The organism is Streptomyces morookaense (assembly GCF_013030945.1).
Classification (GTDB): Bacteria; Actinomycetota; Actinomycetes; order Streptomycetales; family Streptomycetaceae; genus Streptomyces; species Streptomyces morookaensis.
Genome location: NZ_JABBXF010000032.1, coordinates 55,232 through 70,017, shown reverse-complemented (window position 1 = coordinate 70,017; position 14,786 = coordinate 55,232). Strand labels below are relative to the sequence as shown.

The window sequence follows — 14,786 nt, the reverse complement described above, 5'->3', positions numbered from 1 at the left end:
TAGCACTCATCGAGTGAGAGTGCCAGGAGGAGCAAGTGCCGACTTACCAGTACCAGTGCACCGAGTGCGGCGAGGGCCTCGAAGCGGTGCAGAAGTTCACCGACGATGCCCTGACCGTGTGCCCGCAGTGCGAGGGGCGCCTGAAGAAGGTCTTCTCGGCGGTCGGCATCGTCTTCAAGGGCTCCGGCTTCTACCGGAACGACAGCCGCGGCGCGTCGTCCAGCAGCACGCCGGCGTCGTCGACCACCTCGACTGCGTCGAGCACGTCGTCGAGCACGCCGGCGACCACGTCGAGCAGCAGCACCGCGTCCTCCTCGGCCGCCTGATCTTTCTGCGGGACGGAGCCCGTTGCCCCTTCGGGGGTGACGGGCTCCGTTTCGTTGTGCCGCGCCCCGCAATAGGGTGACGGTCATGGTCGACATCGGCACCGCGCAAGCGGACATAGGCGTCATCGGCGGCTCGGGGTTCTACTCCTTCCTGGACGACGTCACCGAGATCCAGGTCAAGACCCCCTACGGCGCCCCCAGCGACTCCCTCTTCCTCGGCGAGCTGGCAGGACGGCGCATCGCCTTCCTGCCCCGGCACGGGCGCACCCACACCGTCCCCCCGCACCGGATCAACTACCGCGCCAACCTCTGGGCCCTGCGCTCCGTCGGCGTGCGGCAGGTGCTGGGGCCCTGCGCCGTGGGCGGGCTGCAGCCCGCGTACGGGCCCGGCACGCTGCTGGTGCCGGACCAGCTCGTGGACCGGACGAAGTCCCGCCCGCAGACGTTCTTCGACGGCGAGCCGCTCCCGGACGGCACCGTCCCCGACGTCGTGCACGCCACCTTCGCCGACCCCTACTGCCCCGCCGGCCGCACGGCGGTCGTGGCGGCGGCGCGCGGGCGCGGCTGGGAGCCGGTGGACGGCGGCACGATGGTCGTGATCGAGGGGCCGCGCTTCTCGACCCGGGCCGAGTCCCGCTGGCACGCGGCGCAGGGCTGGTCCGTGGTCGGCATGACCGGGCACCCCGAGGCCGTCCTGGCCCGTGAGCTGGGCCTGTGCTACACCTCGATCTCCCTGGTCACGGACCTGGACGCGGGCGCGGAGACCGGCGAGGGCGTCTCGCACGACGAGGTGCTGCGGGTGTTCGCGGAGAACGTCGGACGGCTGCGCGAGGTGCTCTTCGACACGGTCAAGGCCCTCCCCGAGCCCGCCGACGCCGACTGCCTGTGCCGGCACGCGTACGACGGGCAGGACCCCGGCATCGCGCTCCCGTAGGCCCCCCGGCTCCCGTTTGCCGATTGGACAGACCGGCCAGAGTCTCTCGTATGTTGTGCAACCGGATCGGAACCTCACATTCCGGTGTGGTGCGTACAGAGAGGCTCTCCGGTGAGCGAGAAGAAGACAGGAGTCCTCGGCGGCTTCAAGGCGTTCCTGATGCGCGGGAACGTCATCGACCTGGCAGTCGCCGTGGTCATCGGCGCAGCGTTCACGAACATCGTGAACTCCGTGGTCAAGGGCGTGATCAACCCGGTCGTCGGGGCCTTCGGGACCAAGGATCTGGAGCGCTACGCGTCCTGCATCAAGGGGCCCTGCGCGCGCAATGCGGCGGGCGAGGTGACCAAGGGCGTCGTCATCCAGTGGGGCTCGGTGCTCAGCGCCTCGCTGACGTTTCTGATCACCGCTGCGGTGGTGTACTTCCTGATGCTGTTGCCGATGAAGCGGTGGCAGGAGCGTAAGCCTCCGGCGGAGGCGGAGAAGCCTGCGACCGAGGTCGAGCTGCTCACCGAGATCCGCGATGCGCTGGTCGCTGCGCGGCGGGGCGAGGATCCGGGGGCGGTTCCGGCTCAGCGTTAGGTGCGGACCGGCTTGGGCTGATCGCGCCCACGCGGCGGAGCCGCACACATCGAAAACAGCCCCGCGCCCCTGACGGGGCGCGGCCTACGCCTAGATGTGGTGCGGCGGCTTTTCGTTCAGGAAGCGGGCCAGGTCGGCGGCAGCCGAAGGGCGCTCGTCGCCCCAGCCGCGGTCCGTGTCGTCGGCCGACGGACGCGACAGCGGGTCGTCGAAGATCAGCGCGGCAGCGGGGGTGGGGGTACCTCCCATGCCGTTCAGGCTATGGGGGAGGGGCTCGGGGGCAGTGCTCATGTCCTCCAGGGTAGGGCCACCCGCTCCGCGCGCGGGCCGGGGCGGCTGCGGTGAGAATCGGCCCATGAGCGTGCTGCGCCCCATGACCGCACGCGGACGCGAGGAGTCGCACCGCGCCGCGACGCCCCTGGAGCTGTTCTTCGACCTGTGCTTCGTCGTCGCGGTCGCCCAGGCGGGCCGGCAGCTGGTGCACGCGCTCGCGGAGGGGCATCCGCAGCACGGCATCCCCGGCTACCTGATGATGTTCTTCGCCGTGTGGTGGGCCTGGATGAACTTCAGTTGGTTCTCCTCGGCCTACGACACGGACGACGCGCTCTACCGTGTCGTCACCCTCGTCCAGATCGCCGGTGTGCTGATCCTCGCCGCCGGCGTGCCCCGCGCCTTCGACCGCGGGGACTTCACGGCGGTCTGGTTCGGCTATCTCGTGATGCGGTTCGCCATGGTCTCGCAGTGGCTGCGGGCCGCGCACGGCGCCGAGGGCGAGGAGCGCACCACGGCCCTGCGCTACGCGGCGGGCATCAGTCTGTGCCAGGTCGGCTGGCTGGGGCTGCTGTTGCTGCCGGGCCACGCCAAGCCATGGGTCTTCCTGGTGATGGCGGTGCTGGAGATGTGCGTACCGCCCATCGCCGAGCACCGGCACCAGACGGGCTGGCACCCGCACCACATCGCCGAGCGCTACGGCCTGTTCACCATCATCGTGCTCGGCGAGACCGTCTCCGCGGCCACGGTCGCCGTGCAGTCGGCGGTGGACGAGCACGGGTCGCTGGGCACCCTGCTGCCGATCGCGGCCGGCGGGCTGCTCATCATCTTCGCCGCGTACTGGATCTACTTCGCCGTGCCCATCCACCTTCATCTCGCCTCCAACAGCCAGGCGTTCCTGTGGGGTTACGGGCACTACCCCGTGTTCGTCTCGGCGGCGGCGGTCGGCGCGGGCATCGAGGTGGCGATCGAGACGGCGACGGGCAAGGCGCACATCCCGACGACCGCCGCCTCCGCGGCGGTCACCGTCCCCACCGCGCTGTTCATGCTCACGGTGTGGCTGATCCACTCACGGCACCAGAAGCGCGGCCCGGCCCAGCAGTTGGTGCTGCCGGTCTCGGCCGTGCTGGTCCTGCTGTGCACGTTCGCGGGGAACAGGGCCGTGCTCGCCGCCGGTCTGGTGGCGGCCGCGACGGTCGTGGTGGGCGTCACTCTGACGGCCAGGAGGGCGGCGCGGGAGCAGGACGCGTGATACGCATGCCGCATGACTGCATTGCTGCGTCCCGGTCCTCGTGATGCCCTGACCGACGTGCCCGGTCTCCGCGTCGGACACGCCGAGTTGACCGGTGAGCGGGCCCTGAGCGGGACCACCGTCGTCCTGACCGAACCGGGCGGCGCGGTGGCCGCCGTGGACGTCCGGGGCGGCGGGCCCGGGACGCGGGAGACGGACGCCCTCGACCCGCGCAACCTCGTCCAGCGCATCGAGGCGGTCGTCCTCACCGGCGGCAGCGCGTTCGGGCTGGAGGCCGCGTCCGGGGTGATGGCCTGGCTGGAGGACGAGCGCCGGGGCGTGCAGGTCGGCCCGGACCCCGCCCAGGTGGTGCCGGTCGTCCCGGCCGCCGCCCTCTTCGACCTGGGCCGCGGCGGCGACTGGCGGGCCCGCCCGGACGCCGCCCTGGGCCGCCGGGCCGTCGAGGCCGCGGCGCGTACGGAGCCGGGGGCGCCGGTGGCGCAGGGCAATGTGGGAGCCGGCACCGGGGCGGTGGCCGGGGGCCTCAAGGGGGGCATCGGCACGGCGAGCGTGGTGCTGCCGTCGGGCGTGACGGTGGCCGCGCTCGCCGCCGTCAACGCGGCCGGTGCGGTGGCCGATCCGCAGACGGGCGTGCTGTACGGGCAGCTGTACGAGGGCGGCCGGGTCCCGTATCCGGAACCGGAGCGGCACACGGCGGCGCAGCGCGCGCTGGACGCGGCGCGACAGGAGTCGGCTCGCCGCTGGGCGGGTTCGGTGCAGCCGCCGCTCAACACCACGATCGCCGTGGTCGCGACGGATGCGGCGCTCACCCGCGCCCAGGCGCAGAAGCTGGCCGGCACGGCACACGACGGCCTGGCGCGGGCGGTACGGCCGGTGCACCTGCTGACGGACGGCGACACCGTGTTCGCTTTGGCGACGGGCGCTCGCCCGTTGGCGGAGGACCAATCGCTGCCCAGCAGCGTGGACTTCACGGCAGGGGCCGTGAACGAGATCCTGGCGGCGGGGGCGGATGTGCTCACGCGGTGCGTGGTGCGCGCCGCGCGGGCCGCCGAGGGCATCAATGGCCCCGGCGGTGTGTTTCCGTCGTACACGGAGCTGTACGGCTGAGCGTTGCGTTCGGCTGCAGGTCGTCTGTGGCCGGTCGCGCAGTTCCCCGCGCCCCTAGTGGTTCCGTGCCCCCGTCAGGGGCGCGGGGAACTGCGCGAGCAACCACAACGGACCCGCACCCGACCTACTCGGCGGCCGCCCCCGCGGAGCGCCGCGGCAACGCGAACATCAGCGCCAGCACAACCCCCAGCACCCCGGCAACCCACCACATGCCATGCCTGAACGCAGTGGCAAAGGCCTCCCCCGTACGCCCAGCGGCCAGCGCCTTCGCGTCCAGGGCGTTGAAGAACACCACCGACACCAGTCCCAGCCCCACCGCATTGCCCAACTGCTGCGTCGTGTTGATGAGTCCGGACGCCGACCCGGAGTGCTCGCGCGGCACCTCGGAGAGGACCGCCTCCGTGAGCGGGGCGACGACGAGGCCCATGCCCAGGCCCATCACGATCAGCGGCGCGGCCATCTGCCACGGCTTGATGCCCGTCCCGTAGTGGCCCGCCTCCCAGATGTAGAGGAGGACGCCGGCCGCCATCGCCAGCGCACCGGCCTGCAGCACCTTGCGGCCGAAGCGCGGCACGAGCTTCTGGACGGACAGGCCGGCCGCGACCGACACGGCGAGCGAGAAGGGGATGCCGGTCAGGCCCGCGCGCAGCGGGCTCCAGCCGAGCCCGATCTGCATGTACAGCGTCCAGATCAGGAAGAAGATGCCGCAGGCCACGCCGAAGGCGATCTCGACGCCGACGCCGGCGGCGAAGCTCTTGACGCGGAACAGCGAGAGCTCGACGAGCGGGGATCCGTCCTTGCGGGCCTTGTACCGCTCGTAGGCGACGAACGCGGCGAAGACGACCGCGCTGCCCGCCATGCAGAGGTAACCCCACAGCGGCCAGCCCAGTTCGCGGCCCTGGGTCAGCGGGTAGAGCAGCATCAGCAGGCCGCCGGAGGCGAGCAGCACGCCCACCAGGTCGAGCTTCAGCGCCTTCGGGGCCCGGGACTCGGAGATGTAGCGACGGCCGAGGAGCAGACCGGCGATGCCGACGGGCAGGTTGACCAGGAAGATCGGCCGCCACTCCAGGCCGAAGAGGTTCCACTGCGTGAGCAGCGCGCCGAGGATCGGGCCGGAGACGGCGCCCAGGCCGACGACGGCGCCGAACATGCCGAAGACCTTGCCGCGTTCGTGCGCGGGGAACGTGGCGTGGACGATGGCCAGCACCTGCGGCACCATCAGCGCCGCCGTCGCACCCTGGAACACCCGTGCCGCGACGAGGAGATGGGGGTCCCCGGCTGTGCCGCACAGCATCGAGGCGAGCGTGAAGCCGGACATGCCGAGGAGGAAGATCCGCCGCCGGCCGTAGATGTCCCCGAGCCGGCCGCCGGTGATCAGGCCGGCGGCGAAGGCGAGCGCGTAGCCCTCGGTGATCCACTGCAGGATGCTGAAGGAGGCGCCGATGTCCTTCTGGATGCTCGGCATGGCGATGTTGACGATGGTGACGTCGACCAGGTCCATGAAGGACGCGGTCATCACGACTGCGAGCGCCAGCCAGCGGCGGCGGTCGGCCGGGGACCGGGGTGCGGCGGGCCCGGAGGCCTCAGTGGCCTCGGCGGCCGGCGGATCGGTGGCGGTGACGGACACGCGTGTTGCCTTTCGTGCTGATTTTCCGGGGGTGACCGAAAACCTAACCCGGCTATAGGTCAGGTCATGTCCTACTTCGCTGGCAGGCTGAGTGACATGACGGACACCCCGGCACGGCTGCTGACCCTGCTCTCGCTGCTCCAGACCCCGCGCGACTGGCCGGGCCGCGAGCTCGCCGAGCGGCTGGGCGTCACCCCGCGCACGATCCGGCGCGACATCGAGCGCCTCCGCGACCTCGGCTATCCCGTCCAGGCGACGATGGGCGCCGACGGCGGGTACCGGCTGGCCGCCGGGGCCGCCATGCCGCCGCTCGTCCTCGACGACGAGGAGGCGGTGGCCATCGCGGTCGGGCTGCGCGCCGGGGCCGGGCACGCCGTCGACGGCATCGAGGAGGCCTCGGTGCGGGCGCTGGCCAAGCTGGAGCAGGTGCTGCCCTCCCGGCTGCGGCACCGGGTCGCCGCACTGCAGGCGGCCACCGTGCCGCTGGTCTGGGGTGCGGGGGACGGGGCGACGATCGATCCCCGGACCCTGACCGTCATGGCGGCGGCCGCGACCGGCCACGAGCGGCTGCGCTTCGGCTACCGCACGGGGGACGGCACCGAGACGAAGCGGCTCGTCGAGCCGCACCGGCTGGTGAGCACGGGGCGCCGGTGGTACCTGGTCGCGTACGACATCGACCGCGAGGACTGGCGCACGTTCCGGGTGGACCGGGTCAGCGAGCCCTTCGCGACGGGCGCGCGGTTCACCCCGCGGGAGCTGCCGGCGGCGGACGCGGCGGAGTTCATGAGCCGCTCGATGTCGCGGAGCCAGCCGGTCTACCGGGTCGTGGCGACCCTGCGCGCTCCGGCGGAGTTCGTGGCCGCCCGGATGCCGCCGTCGGTCGGCACCCCGGTGCCGACGGGCTGCGGCAGCTGCCGGCTGGAGTTCGAGACGTCCGACTCACTGGAGTGGATCGCCATGCGACTGGCCTTGATCGACTGCGAGTTCGAGGTGAGCGAGCCGCAGGCCCTGGTGGACCACCTGCGGGAACTGGGCGCCAGGCTGGGCCGGGCGGCGGGCGCGTAGCCCACGCCCACGAGGGCGGAAAAGGACCCCGACGCAGGGGGGGAGGCGCCGGGGCCCGTCCTTGGGGTCACTTCCAGGCTATGCCGTTCAGGCCGCCGCGTCGAACCCCGTGTCGTGGGCCATCTTCTTCAGCTCCAGCAACGCGTGCTTCTCTATCTGCCGGATGCGCTCGCGCGTGAGGCCGTGCTGCTTGCCGACCTCGGTGAGCGTGCGCTCACGCCCGTCCTCGATGCCGTAGCGCGCCTTGATGATCGACGCGGTGCGGTGGTCGAGGCGGCCGATCAGGCTCTCCAGCTCCTCGCTGCGCAGCAGGGCGATCACCGACTGCTCCGGGGAGACGGCGGAGGTGTCCTCCAGCAGGTCGCCGAACTGGGTCTCGCCCTCGTCGTCCACGGACATGTTCAGGCTGACCGGGTCGCGCGCCCAGTCCAGGACGTCGCCGACGCGCTCGGCCGTGGTGTCCAGCTCGGCGGCGATCTCCCCGTGCTCGGGGTCGCGGCCGTGCTCCCGGTTGAACTCGCGCTGCACCCGGCGGATCCGGCCGAGCTCCTCCACGAGGTGGACGGGGAGCCGGATCGTGCGGGACTGGTCGGCGATGGAGCGGGTGATGGCCTGGCGGATCCACCAGGTCGCATACGTGGAGAACTTGAAGCCCTTGGTGTAGTCGAACTTCTCCACGGCGCGCACCAGGCCCGCGTTGCCCTCCTGGATCAGGTCGAGGAGCGGCAGCCCGCTGCGCGGGTAGCGCCGGGCCACGGCGACGACCAGGCGGAGGTTCGACTTGATGAAGACGTCCTTGGCACGGGCCCCCTCGGCGGCGATGGCTTCGAGCTCCTCGCGCGAGGCGCCTGCGGCCCCGGCTCCGGCTCCGTCCTCCAGGCCGTCGAGGATCTGCCGGGCGTACACGCCCGCCTCGATGGTCTGCGAGAGCTCGACCTCCTTGGCGGCGTCGAGCAGGGGCGTACGCGCGATCTCGTCGAGGTACATGCCGACCAGGTCGCGATCGGCGATCTCCCCGCCCGAGGCGCGAACACTGCTGGCCTCGTCGGCCCCCGGAGAGGCGGTCTTACGACGGGCGACGGCACGGGTTGCCATGCGTACTCCCTTGCGATGAGTGGGTCGCGGGATGGAGACGGTGCCCCTGACGGGTGGCCGTCCGAAGGAAACAACGGCTGGAATCAGGACAGAATTCCCAGGAGCGTCTTCTTTTTTGTGATCATGCAGTACCCTGTCCGGCCGCAAGGGGGGACCGCGGGGTGTGACGGGCGGGGAAACCGCAGGTCGGACGCGGGATCGGCCAGGGGCGGACCGGCGGGCGGCACTGCCCTTCGGCCCTCGGCGGGCTCCGGTTCCTGCCCCCGTAGACGCGGCACAGGGGCCGCCGGTTGCCCGGACCGCACCCCCGGACGGGCGGACGCACCGTGATCGATTTGCCGGGCCGGGGGGACAGGTGTGCGCTGGTGGGACCGGAACCAGCGAAGGGAGCCCGTCATGCCGGCACACGCCGCCCACGAGGGCCCGGGCCCGGTGGCCCGCGGCACGCACCTTCCGCAGACCCGCCGCACCGCGGAGGCCGGTCACGCCCGGTGGGAGTGGGGCGTCCCCGTCACCGGCGGCATCGCCCTGGGCCTGTACGCCGTCTTCATCTCCTCGGAGACCGGGAACTCCGCGGGGCACGCCTGGCTGGTGGGCCTCGTCACCGCGCTGGTGTCCATCGCCGTCGGGCACGTCCTGCTGCGCGAGCGGCACCGGATGGTCGCCGAGGTGCGCGCCGCCGCCTTCGGCGCGTTCTTCGGCATCTGCATGGGCTTCCTGTGCAGCCTGTCCGGGGGGTCCGTGCTCCGGTCGACGGCGATCGGACTCCCGCTGGGGATCGGGATGGGCCTGATCTCGTATTACGTCTTCTACACGCACGAGCACTGAGGCGATCGGCACGCCTCCTGCTCCTGCCCGAACCGGCTCCTACCCGAACTGGACCGACCGCTTCGCGAGTCCGCCCCAGAAGCCGTCGATCACGGTGCGCCCGCTGTCCAGCTCGTCCTCGGCCGCGCCGAGCGTGACGAAGAGCGGGGCGAAGTGTTCGGTGCGCGGGTGCGCGAGCGCGGCGGCGGGGGCGGCGTGCGCGAAGTCGAGCAGGGCGTCGACGTCCTGCGCCTGCAGCGCCTCGTCGCCCCATGCGTCGAACTCCGCCGACCACGCGGGCGGCTGCGGTCCGGCGTGCCGCAGCGCCGCCAGGTTGTGGGTGAAGAAGCCACTGCCGACGATCAGTACGCCCTCGTCGCGCAACGGCGCGAGCCTGCGGCCGAGTTGCAGCAGCCGCTGCGGGTCGAGCGTGGGCATCGAGAGCTGCAGCACGGGGATGTCGGCATCGGGGTACATCTCGACGAGCGGGACGTACGCGCCGTGGTCCAGCCCCCGGTCGGGCAGGTCCTGTACGGGCGTGCCGGCGCCGCGCAGCATCTTGCGGACCCGGTCGGCCAGCGCCGGGGCGCCGGGGGACGCGTACTGCACCCGGTAGTAGTGCTCGGGGAAGCCCCAGAAGTCGTAGACCAGCGGCACGGTCGTGGTCGCGCCCAGCGCGAGCGGGGCCTCCTCCCAGTGCGCGGAGATCATCAGGATGGCGGCGGGCCGGGGCAGGCCTGCGGACCAGTCCGCGAGCTGGCGGGTCCAGAGGGCGTCGTCGGCCAGCGGCGGGGCACCGTGCGAGAGGTAGAGGGCGGGCATCCGCCCGGGGGTCGCTGACATGACACACTCCCGGCTCTCTACTTGAAATCTCAAGCTCTACGAGAGACCTTATCCCTTACTAATTGAAAGTTCAAGGAACAAGGCGGGGTGCAGGAAGTGGAACAGTGGATGCCATGACCAACCGACCCGCATCGGACGACCCCGCGGAGGACCCGCACTGGCTCACCGAGGAAGAGCAGGCCGCCTGGCGCGCGTACATGCACGCGACCCGGCTCCTGGAGGACCACCTCGACCGCCAGCTCCAGCGCGACGCCGAGATGCCGCACGTCTACTACGGGCTGCTCGTCCAGCTCTCCGAGGCCCCGCGCCGCCGGATGCGGATGACCGAACTCGCCCAGCAGGCCAAGATCACCCGCTCCCGGCTCTCGCACGCCGTCGCCCGCCTGGAGAAGAACGGCTGGGTGCGCCGCGAGGAGTGCCCGTCCGACAAGCGCGGCCAGCTGGCGATCCTCACGGACGCGGGCTACACGATGCTGAGCCGCTCGGCGCCGGGCCACGTGGCCGCGGTCCGCGCGGCGGTCTTCGACCGGCTCACGCCGGAACAGGTCAAGCAGTTCGGCGAGGTGTGCCGGACCATCGCGACGGGCCTGGAACCGGAGGGCGCGGACCTGCCCTGGCTGCGCTGACCAGCGCCCCGCTCACGGGGCGCCCCGCAAGGGGCGCTGGGGGTCCCCCCAGCGGTAGCTGGGGGAGGAACTGCGCGAGCAACCAGCAACCGGCCCGCAGTCGACACGCCACCGGGTCCGGGGCGAAGCCCCGGCAAACGGGCAGCCCCTTACACGCCGCGAGGGCCTTTGCAGGAACCGTGGTTCCCGCAAAGGCCCTCGCGCACGTTCAGCCGATCAGTGCGCCATCACCGGCACCGCATCCTCGGCGGCAGCCTCGTCCGCACCGCCGGACGCGGCGGCGGAACCGCCGTTGCCGGGGCGGTGGTTGACGAAGGTCAGCGCGATCAGCGCGGACAGCGTGAGGATGCCGGCCGCCCACCAGATGGCGGTCGTGTAGCCGTGCACCGCCGACTGGAACTGCAGCAGCTTGGGGTTGGCCGCGGCGGCGGGCGTCATATGCGACTTGAGGTAGTCGGTGGTCGCACTGGCGGCGATCGTGTTCAGCAGGGCCGTACCGATCGCGCCGCCCACCTGCTGCGAAGTGTTGACCATCGCGGAGGCGACACCCGCGTCCCGCGGCTGCACGCCGTGCGTGGCCAGGCTCATGGCGGGCATGAAGGCCGTGCCCATGCCGAGGCCCATCATCAGCAGCGAGGGCAGGATGCCGGTGGTGTACGAGGTGTTGAGGTCGATCCGCGTGAGCAGCACCATGCCGAGGGCGGCGAGCAGGAAGCCCGGGCCCATCAGCCAGCGCGGCGGCACACGGGTCATCAGCCGGGCGCCGACCTGGGTCGAGCCGGTGATCATCGTGGCGATCATCGGGAGGAACGACAGACCCGTCTTGACCGGGCTGTACCCCCGGGTGACCTGCAGGTAGTAGGTCAGGAAGAGGAACAGGCCGAACATGCCGATGGCGGCGAGGCCGAGCGCGGCGTAGACCCCGCCACGGTTGCGGTCGGTGACCACGCGCAGCGGCAGCAGCGGCGCCTTCACCCGGGACTCCACGGCCACGAAGGCGGCCAGCAGCACGGCGGCCGCGACGAAGAAGCCGATCGTGGCACCGGCGGTCCAGCCGTCCGTCTCCGCACGGGTGAAGCCGTACACGAGCGAGACGAGACCGAGGGTGGCCAGGATGACGCCCGGGACGTCCAGGCGGGCGGAGTTGCGGCTGCCCGCGGGCTCACGGACGACGGCTATCGCACCCGTCGCCGCGACGATGGCGAAGGGGATGTTCACGAAGAACGTCCAGCGCCAGTTCATGTACTCGGTGAACACGCCGCCGAGGATGAGGCCGACGGCGCCACCGCCACCGGCGATGGCACCGAAGATGCCGAACGCCTTGGCGCGCTCCTTGGCCTCGGTGAACATCACGGCGAGCAGCGACAGGGCGGCCGGCGCCAGCAGCGCACCGAAGACGCCCTGCAGGGCGCGGGCGCCCATCAGCATGGGCGTGTTGACCGCGGCGCCGCCGATCGCCGAGGCGGCGGCGAAGCCTATGAGGCCCGTGACGAACGTGCGCTTGCGGCCCCACATGTCGGACACCCGGCCGCCGAACAGCAGCAGCCCGCCGAAGGCGAGGGCGTAGGCGGTGATGACCCACTGCCGGTTCCCGTCCGAGATGCCGAGGTCGGTCTGGGCGGAGGGCAGGGCGATGTTCACGATGGTCGCGTCGAGGACGACCATCAGCTGGGCGAGGGCGATGAAGACGAGCGCTTTCCAGCGCCGCGGATCTGCGTGGGGGGCGGTGTGTGGCATGGAGGGGCCTATCTGGCGTGGCGGGGGGTGCGAAAAACTGTGGGAACCGGGGCTGTTGAAGGGCTGCTGAAGAACGATGGCACGGGGTACTGACAACGGGCCGGGCAACGGCCCGGCGCGCGGCCTCACTTCTGGCGCAGGTCCTCCAACGTGACGGCGGCTCCGGGGAGCTGGGAGCGGGCGGGGGCCATCAGCCCGTCCAGGAAGATCTGCAGATGCCGGTGCACGAACTGGTCGAAGTTCATGCAGCCGGTCCCCGGCAGGGGCCTGGTGAGCTGGGTGATGGCCACCATCAGGTCGCCGACGGAGATGTCGGCGCGCAGCTGGCCGGCCGCGCGGGCGGCGGCCATGAGCGCCTCGATCCCCTGGTCGAGCCGCTCGCGCGCCGCGATGTGCTCGACGTGGCTCTTGTCGACGCCTTCGGCGAGCAGCGGGCAGAGCGCCCCGATCCGCTCGTCCGCCGCGGCGTGGACGAAGCGCCTCAGCGCCAGGAAGGCATCGGGCTCCTCGGCTCGCGCCACCTCGGCACGGTCCGCGAGGCGGGCCATGACCGAGAGGGTGACGTGGTGGATCAGCTCGCGGCGGTCCGCGAAGTGCCGGTACAGGGTGGCATTGCCGACACCTGCGCGTCGAGCGATTTCGTCGAGCGAGGATTCGGCGCCGTGCTCGACGAGCGCCTCGCGGGCGGCCGAGATGATCCGCTCGCGGTTGCGGAGGGCGTCGGCGCGGAGGCGGGGCTGCGGGGCGGCGGCCACGGCGGCTTCTCCTTGGGTGGGATGAAGATCCGGGGACGAGCTCCCCGTTTGACAGAAACGCTCACTTAAACGGGGAGCAGGTCCCCGGATATTTCGGCGCGGCCGGGTGAGCCGCCTCACACGACGCTCCGTGCCGTCGCCGTCACGCGTCTGCCGCAGTCCGGGGAGCGCACCGGCCCGCCACGGCACAGGGTGAAGAACATGAAGACCCTGGTCGTCGCGGTCCTTGCGGTGACGGTGCTGGCGCTGACGTCCCCCGTGCCGTCCGAGGCGGACCCCTACGCGCCGGACACCGCGGGCGCCCCCGCGGCGGACCGGGCCGGCCGGCGCCCGTCCGGCCCCTGCGCGCTGCGCACGGTCACCCGGAACGTCTCCGAGGGCGCCCGCACCCCGTACGGCTATGCACGCTCCAGCGGGACGGTGCGGGCGGTCACCCTCTTCATCGACTTCCCCGACGCCCGGGCCCGGATCACCCCGAAGGAGCGGTACGCCGAGTTCTTCCCGGCCGTCGCCGACTACTTCCGCCGCAGCTCGTACGGTCGCCTCGACTACCGCTCGACCCCGTTCCTGCACTGGATCCGCATGGCGCACCCGTACCGCTGGTACGGCATCACCCGCGGCTCGGCCTTCGACCCGAACCACGACGACGGCTACCACGCGATCTCCAAGGAGATCCTCGCGGCCGTCGACGACCGGGTCGACTTCTCCCGCTACGACCTGATCAACGTCCTGGCCGCCCCCAACGCCGGGCCGCCCGCCGTGCAGGACGTCCGCTCGGTGACCTTCGCCGGCGCCGCCACGGGCCTGGAGACCTACGACGGCACGCCGTTCCGGAACGTCTCCTTCATCTGGAGCCGGCAGACCGGCGACAGCCCGTACCGCGTCCTCACCCACGAGAACGCCCACAGCTTCGGCCTCCCCGACCTCTACACCGCCGCCCCCAGCCGGGCGATCCGCACGCCTGTGGGCCACTGGGACCCCATGGACGAGGACTGGGGCCCCTCCAACGACTTCCTCGCCTGGCACAAGTGGAAGCTGGGCTGGCTGGCCCCGCGCGAGGTCCACTGCCTCGACCGCCCCGGCACCCGGACCATCACCCTCACCCCGACCTCCCGCCGCGGCGGCGCCAAGCTCGCCGTGATCCCCCTCTCCCCCACCCACGCCCTCACCCTGGAAGCCCGCGCCCCCGGCCCCCTGGACCACGCGGTGTGCCGCCCCGGCGTCCTGGTCACCACGGTGGCCTCGGACCTCCCCTCCGGCACGGGCCCGGTCCGCGCCTCCGACGCCACCCCCGGCAGCGCGGGCTGCTACACGACGGACCCCAACGTGAACGCCCCCCTCTCGGACGCCCCCTACCGCGCGGGCCAGCGCTGCACGGCACCCGGCGTCATGATCGACGTCCTGCGCCAGGAGCGCGACGGGAGCTGGCGGGTGAGGGTGCGGCGGCAGGACTGAGGCGGGCACTGTCGGAACGCCATGTAGGCGGCGGGAGTTGACCCTGACCCTGCGTCAGGGTTGGAGCATGACGCGCATGACGAACGACCATACTTTCCCGAGCACATCCCCAACTCCCCCCGCCCCGCCGGCCGGAGGGTTCCAGGAGGTCGACGGCCGCCGCCTCTTCGTGCACGGGTCGGGCAGCGGCGGTCCGGCCGCGGTGTTCCTGCCGGGCGCCGGCGCGGTCGGCCTGGACTACTTCGGTGTACAGCAAGGGGTTTCGCGGTTCACCACCGCCGTGGTGTACGACCGCGGCGGCACGGGCG

The 14,786-nt window shown here is 72.0% G+C and carries 15 protein-coding genes; 9 read left to right on the top strand and 6 right to left on the bottom strand.

Going from position 1 to position 14,786, the window contains the following annotated elements; genetic code table 11:
- The first annotated feature begins 35 nt into the window (after positions 1-35).
- From HG542_RS15455 to mscL, 3 genes are all read left to right on the top strand, one after another.
- Entirely contained in the window at positions 36-326 is a 291-nt protein-coding gene (locus HG542_RS15455; protein ID WP_171081746.1) for an FmdB family zinc ribbon protein, read from the top strand.
- An 85-nt stretch (positions 327-411) separates the two neighbouring features.
- The gene (locus tag HG542_RS15450; RefSeq protein ID WP_171081744.1) at positions 412-1,260 is read left to right on the top strand and encodes an S-methyl-5'-thioadenosine phosphorylase; all 849 of its coding nucleotides are present in this window, start codon (positions 412-414) and stop codon (positions 1,258-1,260) included.
- A 111-nt stretch (positions 1,261-1,371) separates the two neighbouring features.
- Positions 1,372-1,839 carry a large conductance mechanosensitive channel protein MscL gene (mscL, locus tag HG542_RS15445; protein ID WP_171081743.1) on the top strand — a complete coding sequence of 156 codons (468 nt, stop codon included), beginning with the start codon at positions 1,372-1,374 and terminating at the stop codon, positions 1,837-1,839.
- A gap of 90 nt (positions 1,840-1,929) precedes the next feature.
- Here the strand turns inward: mscL and HG542_RS15440 are convergent, their stop codons facing one another.
- Entirely contained in the window at positions 1,930-2,130 is a 201-nt protein-coding gene (locus HG542_RS15440) for a hypothetical protein (protein WP_171081741.1), read from the bottom strand.
- Between the two features lie 64 nt (positions 2,131-2,194).
- Between HG542_RS15440 and HG542_RS15435 the strand changes: the two genes are divergently transcribed.
- Together HG542_RS15435 and HG542_RS15430 are read left to right on the top strand one after the other, a co-directional pair.
- Positions 2,195-3,361: a low temperature requirement protein A gene (locus HG542_RS15435; RefSeq protein WP_171081738.1), complete on the top strand. Its 1,167-nt coding sequence runs from the start codon at positions 2,195-2,197 to the stop codon at positions 3,359-3,361.
- Positions 3,362-3,373: 12 nt separating this feature from the next.
- Positions 3,374-4,468, top strand: a complete 1,095-nt coding sequence (locus HG542_RS15430; protein WP_171081736.1) for a P1 family peptidase — start codon at positions 3,374-3,376, stop codon at positions 4,466-4,468.
- A 124-nt stretch (positions 4,469-4,592) separates the two neighbouring features.
- On the opposite strand, the gene HG542_RS15425 is transcribed toward HG542_RS15430, so the two are convergent.
- Entirely contained in the window at positions 4,593-6,095 is a 1,503-nt protein-coding gene (locus HG542_RS15425; protein ID WP_373313069.1) for an MFS transporter, read from the bottom strand.
- A 96-nt stretch (positions 6,096-6,191) separates the two neighbouring features.
- Here HG542_RS15425 and HG542_RS15420 point away from each other — a divergent pair, with 96 nt between their 5' ends.
- A complete protein-coding gene (locus tag HG542_RS15420; protein ID WP_171081734.1) occupies positions 6,192-7,160 on the top strand; it encodes a helix-turn-helix transcriptional regulator in 969 nt (322 codons plus the stop codon).
- 87 nt (positions 7,161-7,247) lie between these two features.
- Here the strand turns inward: HG542_RS15420 and HG542_RS15415 are convergent, their stop codons facing one another.
- Positions 7,248-8,255, bottom strand: coding sequence for a sigma-70 family RNA polymerase sigma factor (locus HG542_RS15415; protein WP_171081733.1), 1,008 nt, complete (start codon positions 8,253-8,255; stop codon positions 7,248-7,250).
- Between the two features lie 396 nt (positions 8,256-8,651).
- Here HG542_RS15415 and HG542_RS15410 point away from each other — a divergent pair, with 396 nt between their 5' ends.
- The gene (locus HG542_RS15410; protein WP_171081731.1) at positions 8,652-9,083 is read left to right on the top strand and encodes a hypothetical protein; all 432 of its coding nucleotides are present in this window, start codon (positions 8,652-8,654) and stop codon (positions 9,081-9,083) included.
- Positions 9,084-9,122: 39 nt separating this feature from the next.
- Here HG542_RS15410 and HG542_RS15405 read toward each other — a convergent pair whose 3' ends face one another.
- Positions 9,123-9,905 (bottom strand): dioxygenase family protein, encoded by a 783-nt coding sequence (locus HG542_RS15405; protein ID WP_171081729.1) that lies wholly within the window; start codon positions 9,903-9,905, stop codon positions 9,123-9,125.
- Positions 9,906-10,018: 113 nt separating this feature from the next.
- Between HG542_RS15405 and HG542_RS15400 the strand changes: the two genes are divergently transcribed.
- Complete coding sequence (locus HG542_RS15400; RefSeq protein ID WP_171081727.1) at positions 10,019-10,531, top strand: MarR family winged helix-turn-helix transcriptional regulator; 513 nt, start codon at positions 10,019-10,021, stop codon at positions 10,529-10,531.
- A gap of 216 nt (positions 10,532-10,747) precedes the next feature.
- Here HG542_RS15400 and HG542_RS15395 read toward each other — a convergent pair whose 3' ends face one another.
- Positions 10,748-12,268 (bottom strand): MFS transporter, encoded by a 1,521-nt coding sequence (locus HG542_RS15395; RefSeq protein WP_171081725.1) that lies wholly within the window; start codon positions 12,266-12,268, stop codon positions 10,748-10,750.
- Positions 12,269-12,393: 125 nt separating this feature from the next.
- The gene (locus HG542_RS15390) at positions 12,394-13,023 is read right to left on the bottom strand and encodes a TetR/AcrR family transcriptional regulator (protein ID WP_171081723.1); all 630 of its coding nucleotides are present in this window, start codon (positions 13,021-13,023) and stop codon (positions 12,394-12,396) included.
- Between the two features lie 201 nt (positions 13,024-13,224).
- On the opposite strand from HG542_RS15390, the gene HG542_RS15385 reads away from it, so the two are divergent.
- Positions 13,225-14,478: a M6 family metalloprotease domain-containing protein gene (locus HG542_RS15385; RefSeq protein ID WP_171081721.1), complete on the top strand. Its 1,254-nt coding sequence runs from the start codon at positions 13,225-13,227 to the stop codon at positions 14,476-14,478.
- The last annotated feature ends 308 nt before the right edge of the window (positions 14,479-14,786 follow it).

Coding starts and splice junctions, on each gene's coding strand:
- HG542_RS15450 (WP_171081744.1), top strand. CDS start 412: ATGGTCGACATCGGCACCGCGCAAGCGGACATAGGCGTCATCGGCGGC.
- HG542_RS15440 (WP_171081741.1), bottom strand. CDS start 2,130: ATGAGCACTGCCCCCGAGCCCCTCCCCCATAGCCTGAACGGCATGGGA.
- HG542_RS15435 (WP_171081738.1), top strand. CDS start 2,195: ATGAGCGTGCTGCGCCCCATGACCGCACGCGGACGCGAGGAGTCGCAC.
- HG542_RS15430 (WP_171081736.1), top strand. CDS start 3,374: ATGACTGCATTGCTGCGTCCCGGTCCTCGTGATGCCCTGACCGACGTG.
- HG542_RS15420 (WP_171081734.1), top strand. CDS start 6,192: ATGACGGACACCCCGGCACGGCTGCTGACCCTGCTCTCGCTGCTCCAG.
- HG542_RS15415 (WP_171081733.1), bottom strand. CDS start 8,255: ATGGCAACCCGTGCCGTCGCCCGTCGTAAGACCGCCTCTCCGGGGGCC.
- HG542_RS15410 (WP_171081731.1), top strand. CDS start 8,652: ATGCCGGCACACGCCGCCCACGAGGGCCCGGGCCCGGTGGCCCGCGGC.
- HG542_RS15405 (WP_171081729.1), bottom strand. CDS start 9,905: ATGTCAGCGACCCCCGGGCGGATGCCCGCCCTCTACCTCTCGCACGGT.
- HG542_RS15400 (WP_171081727.1), top strand. CDS start 10,019: ATGACCAACCGACCCGCATCGGACGACCCCGCGGAGGACCCGCACTGG.
- HG542_RS15395 (WP_171081725.1), bottom strand. CDS start 12,268: ATGCCACACACCGCCCCCCACGCAGATCCGCGGCGCTGGAAAGCGCTC.
- HG542_RS15385 (WP_171081721.1), top strand. CDS start 13,225: ATGAAGACCCTGGTCGTCGCGGTCCTTGCGGTGACGGTGCTGGCGCTG.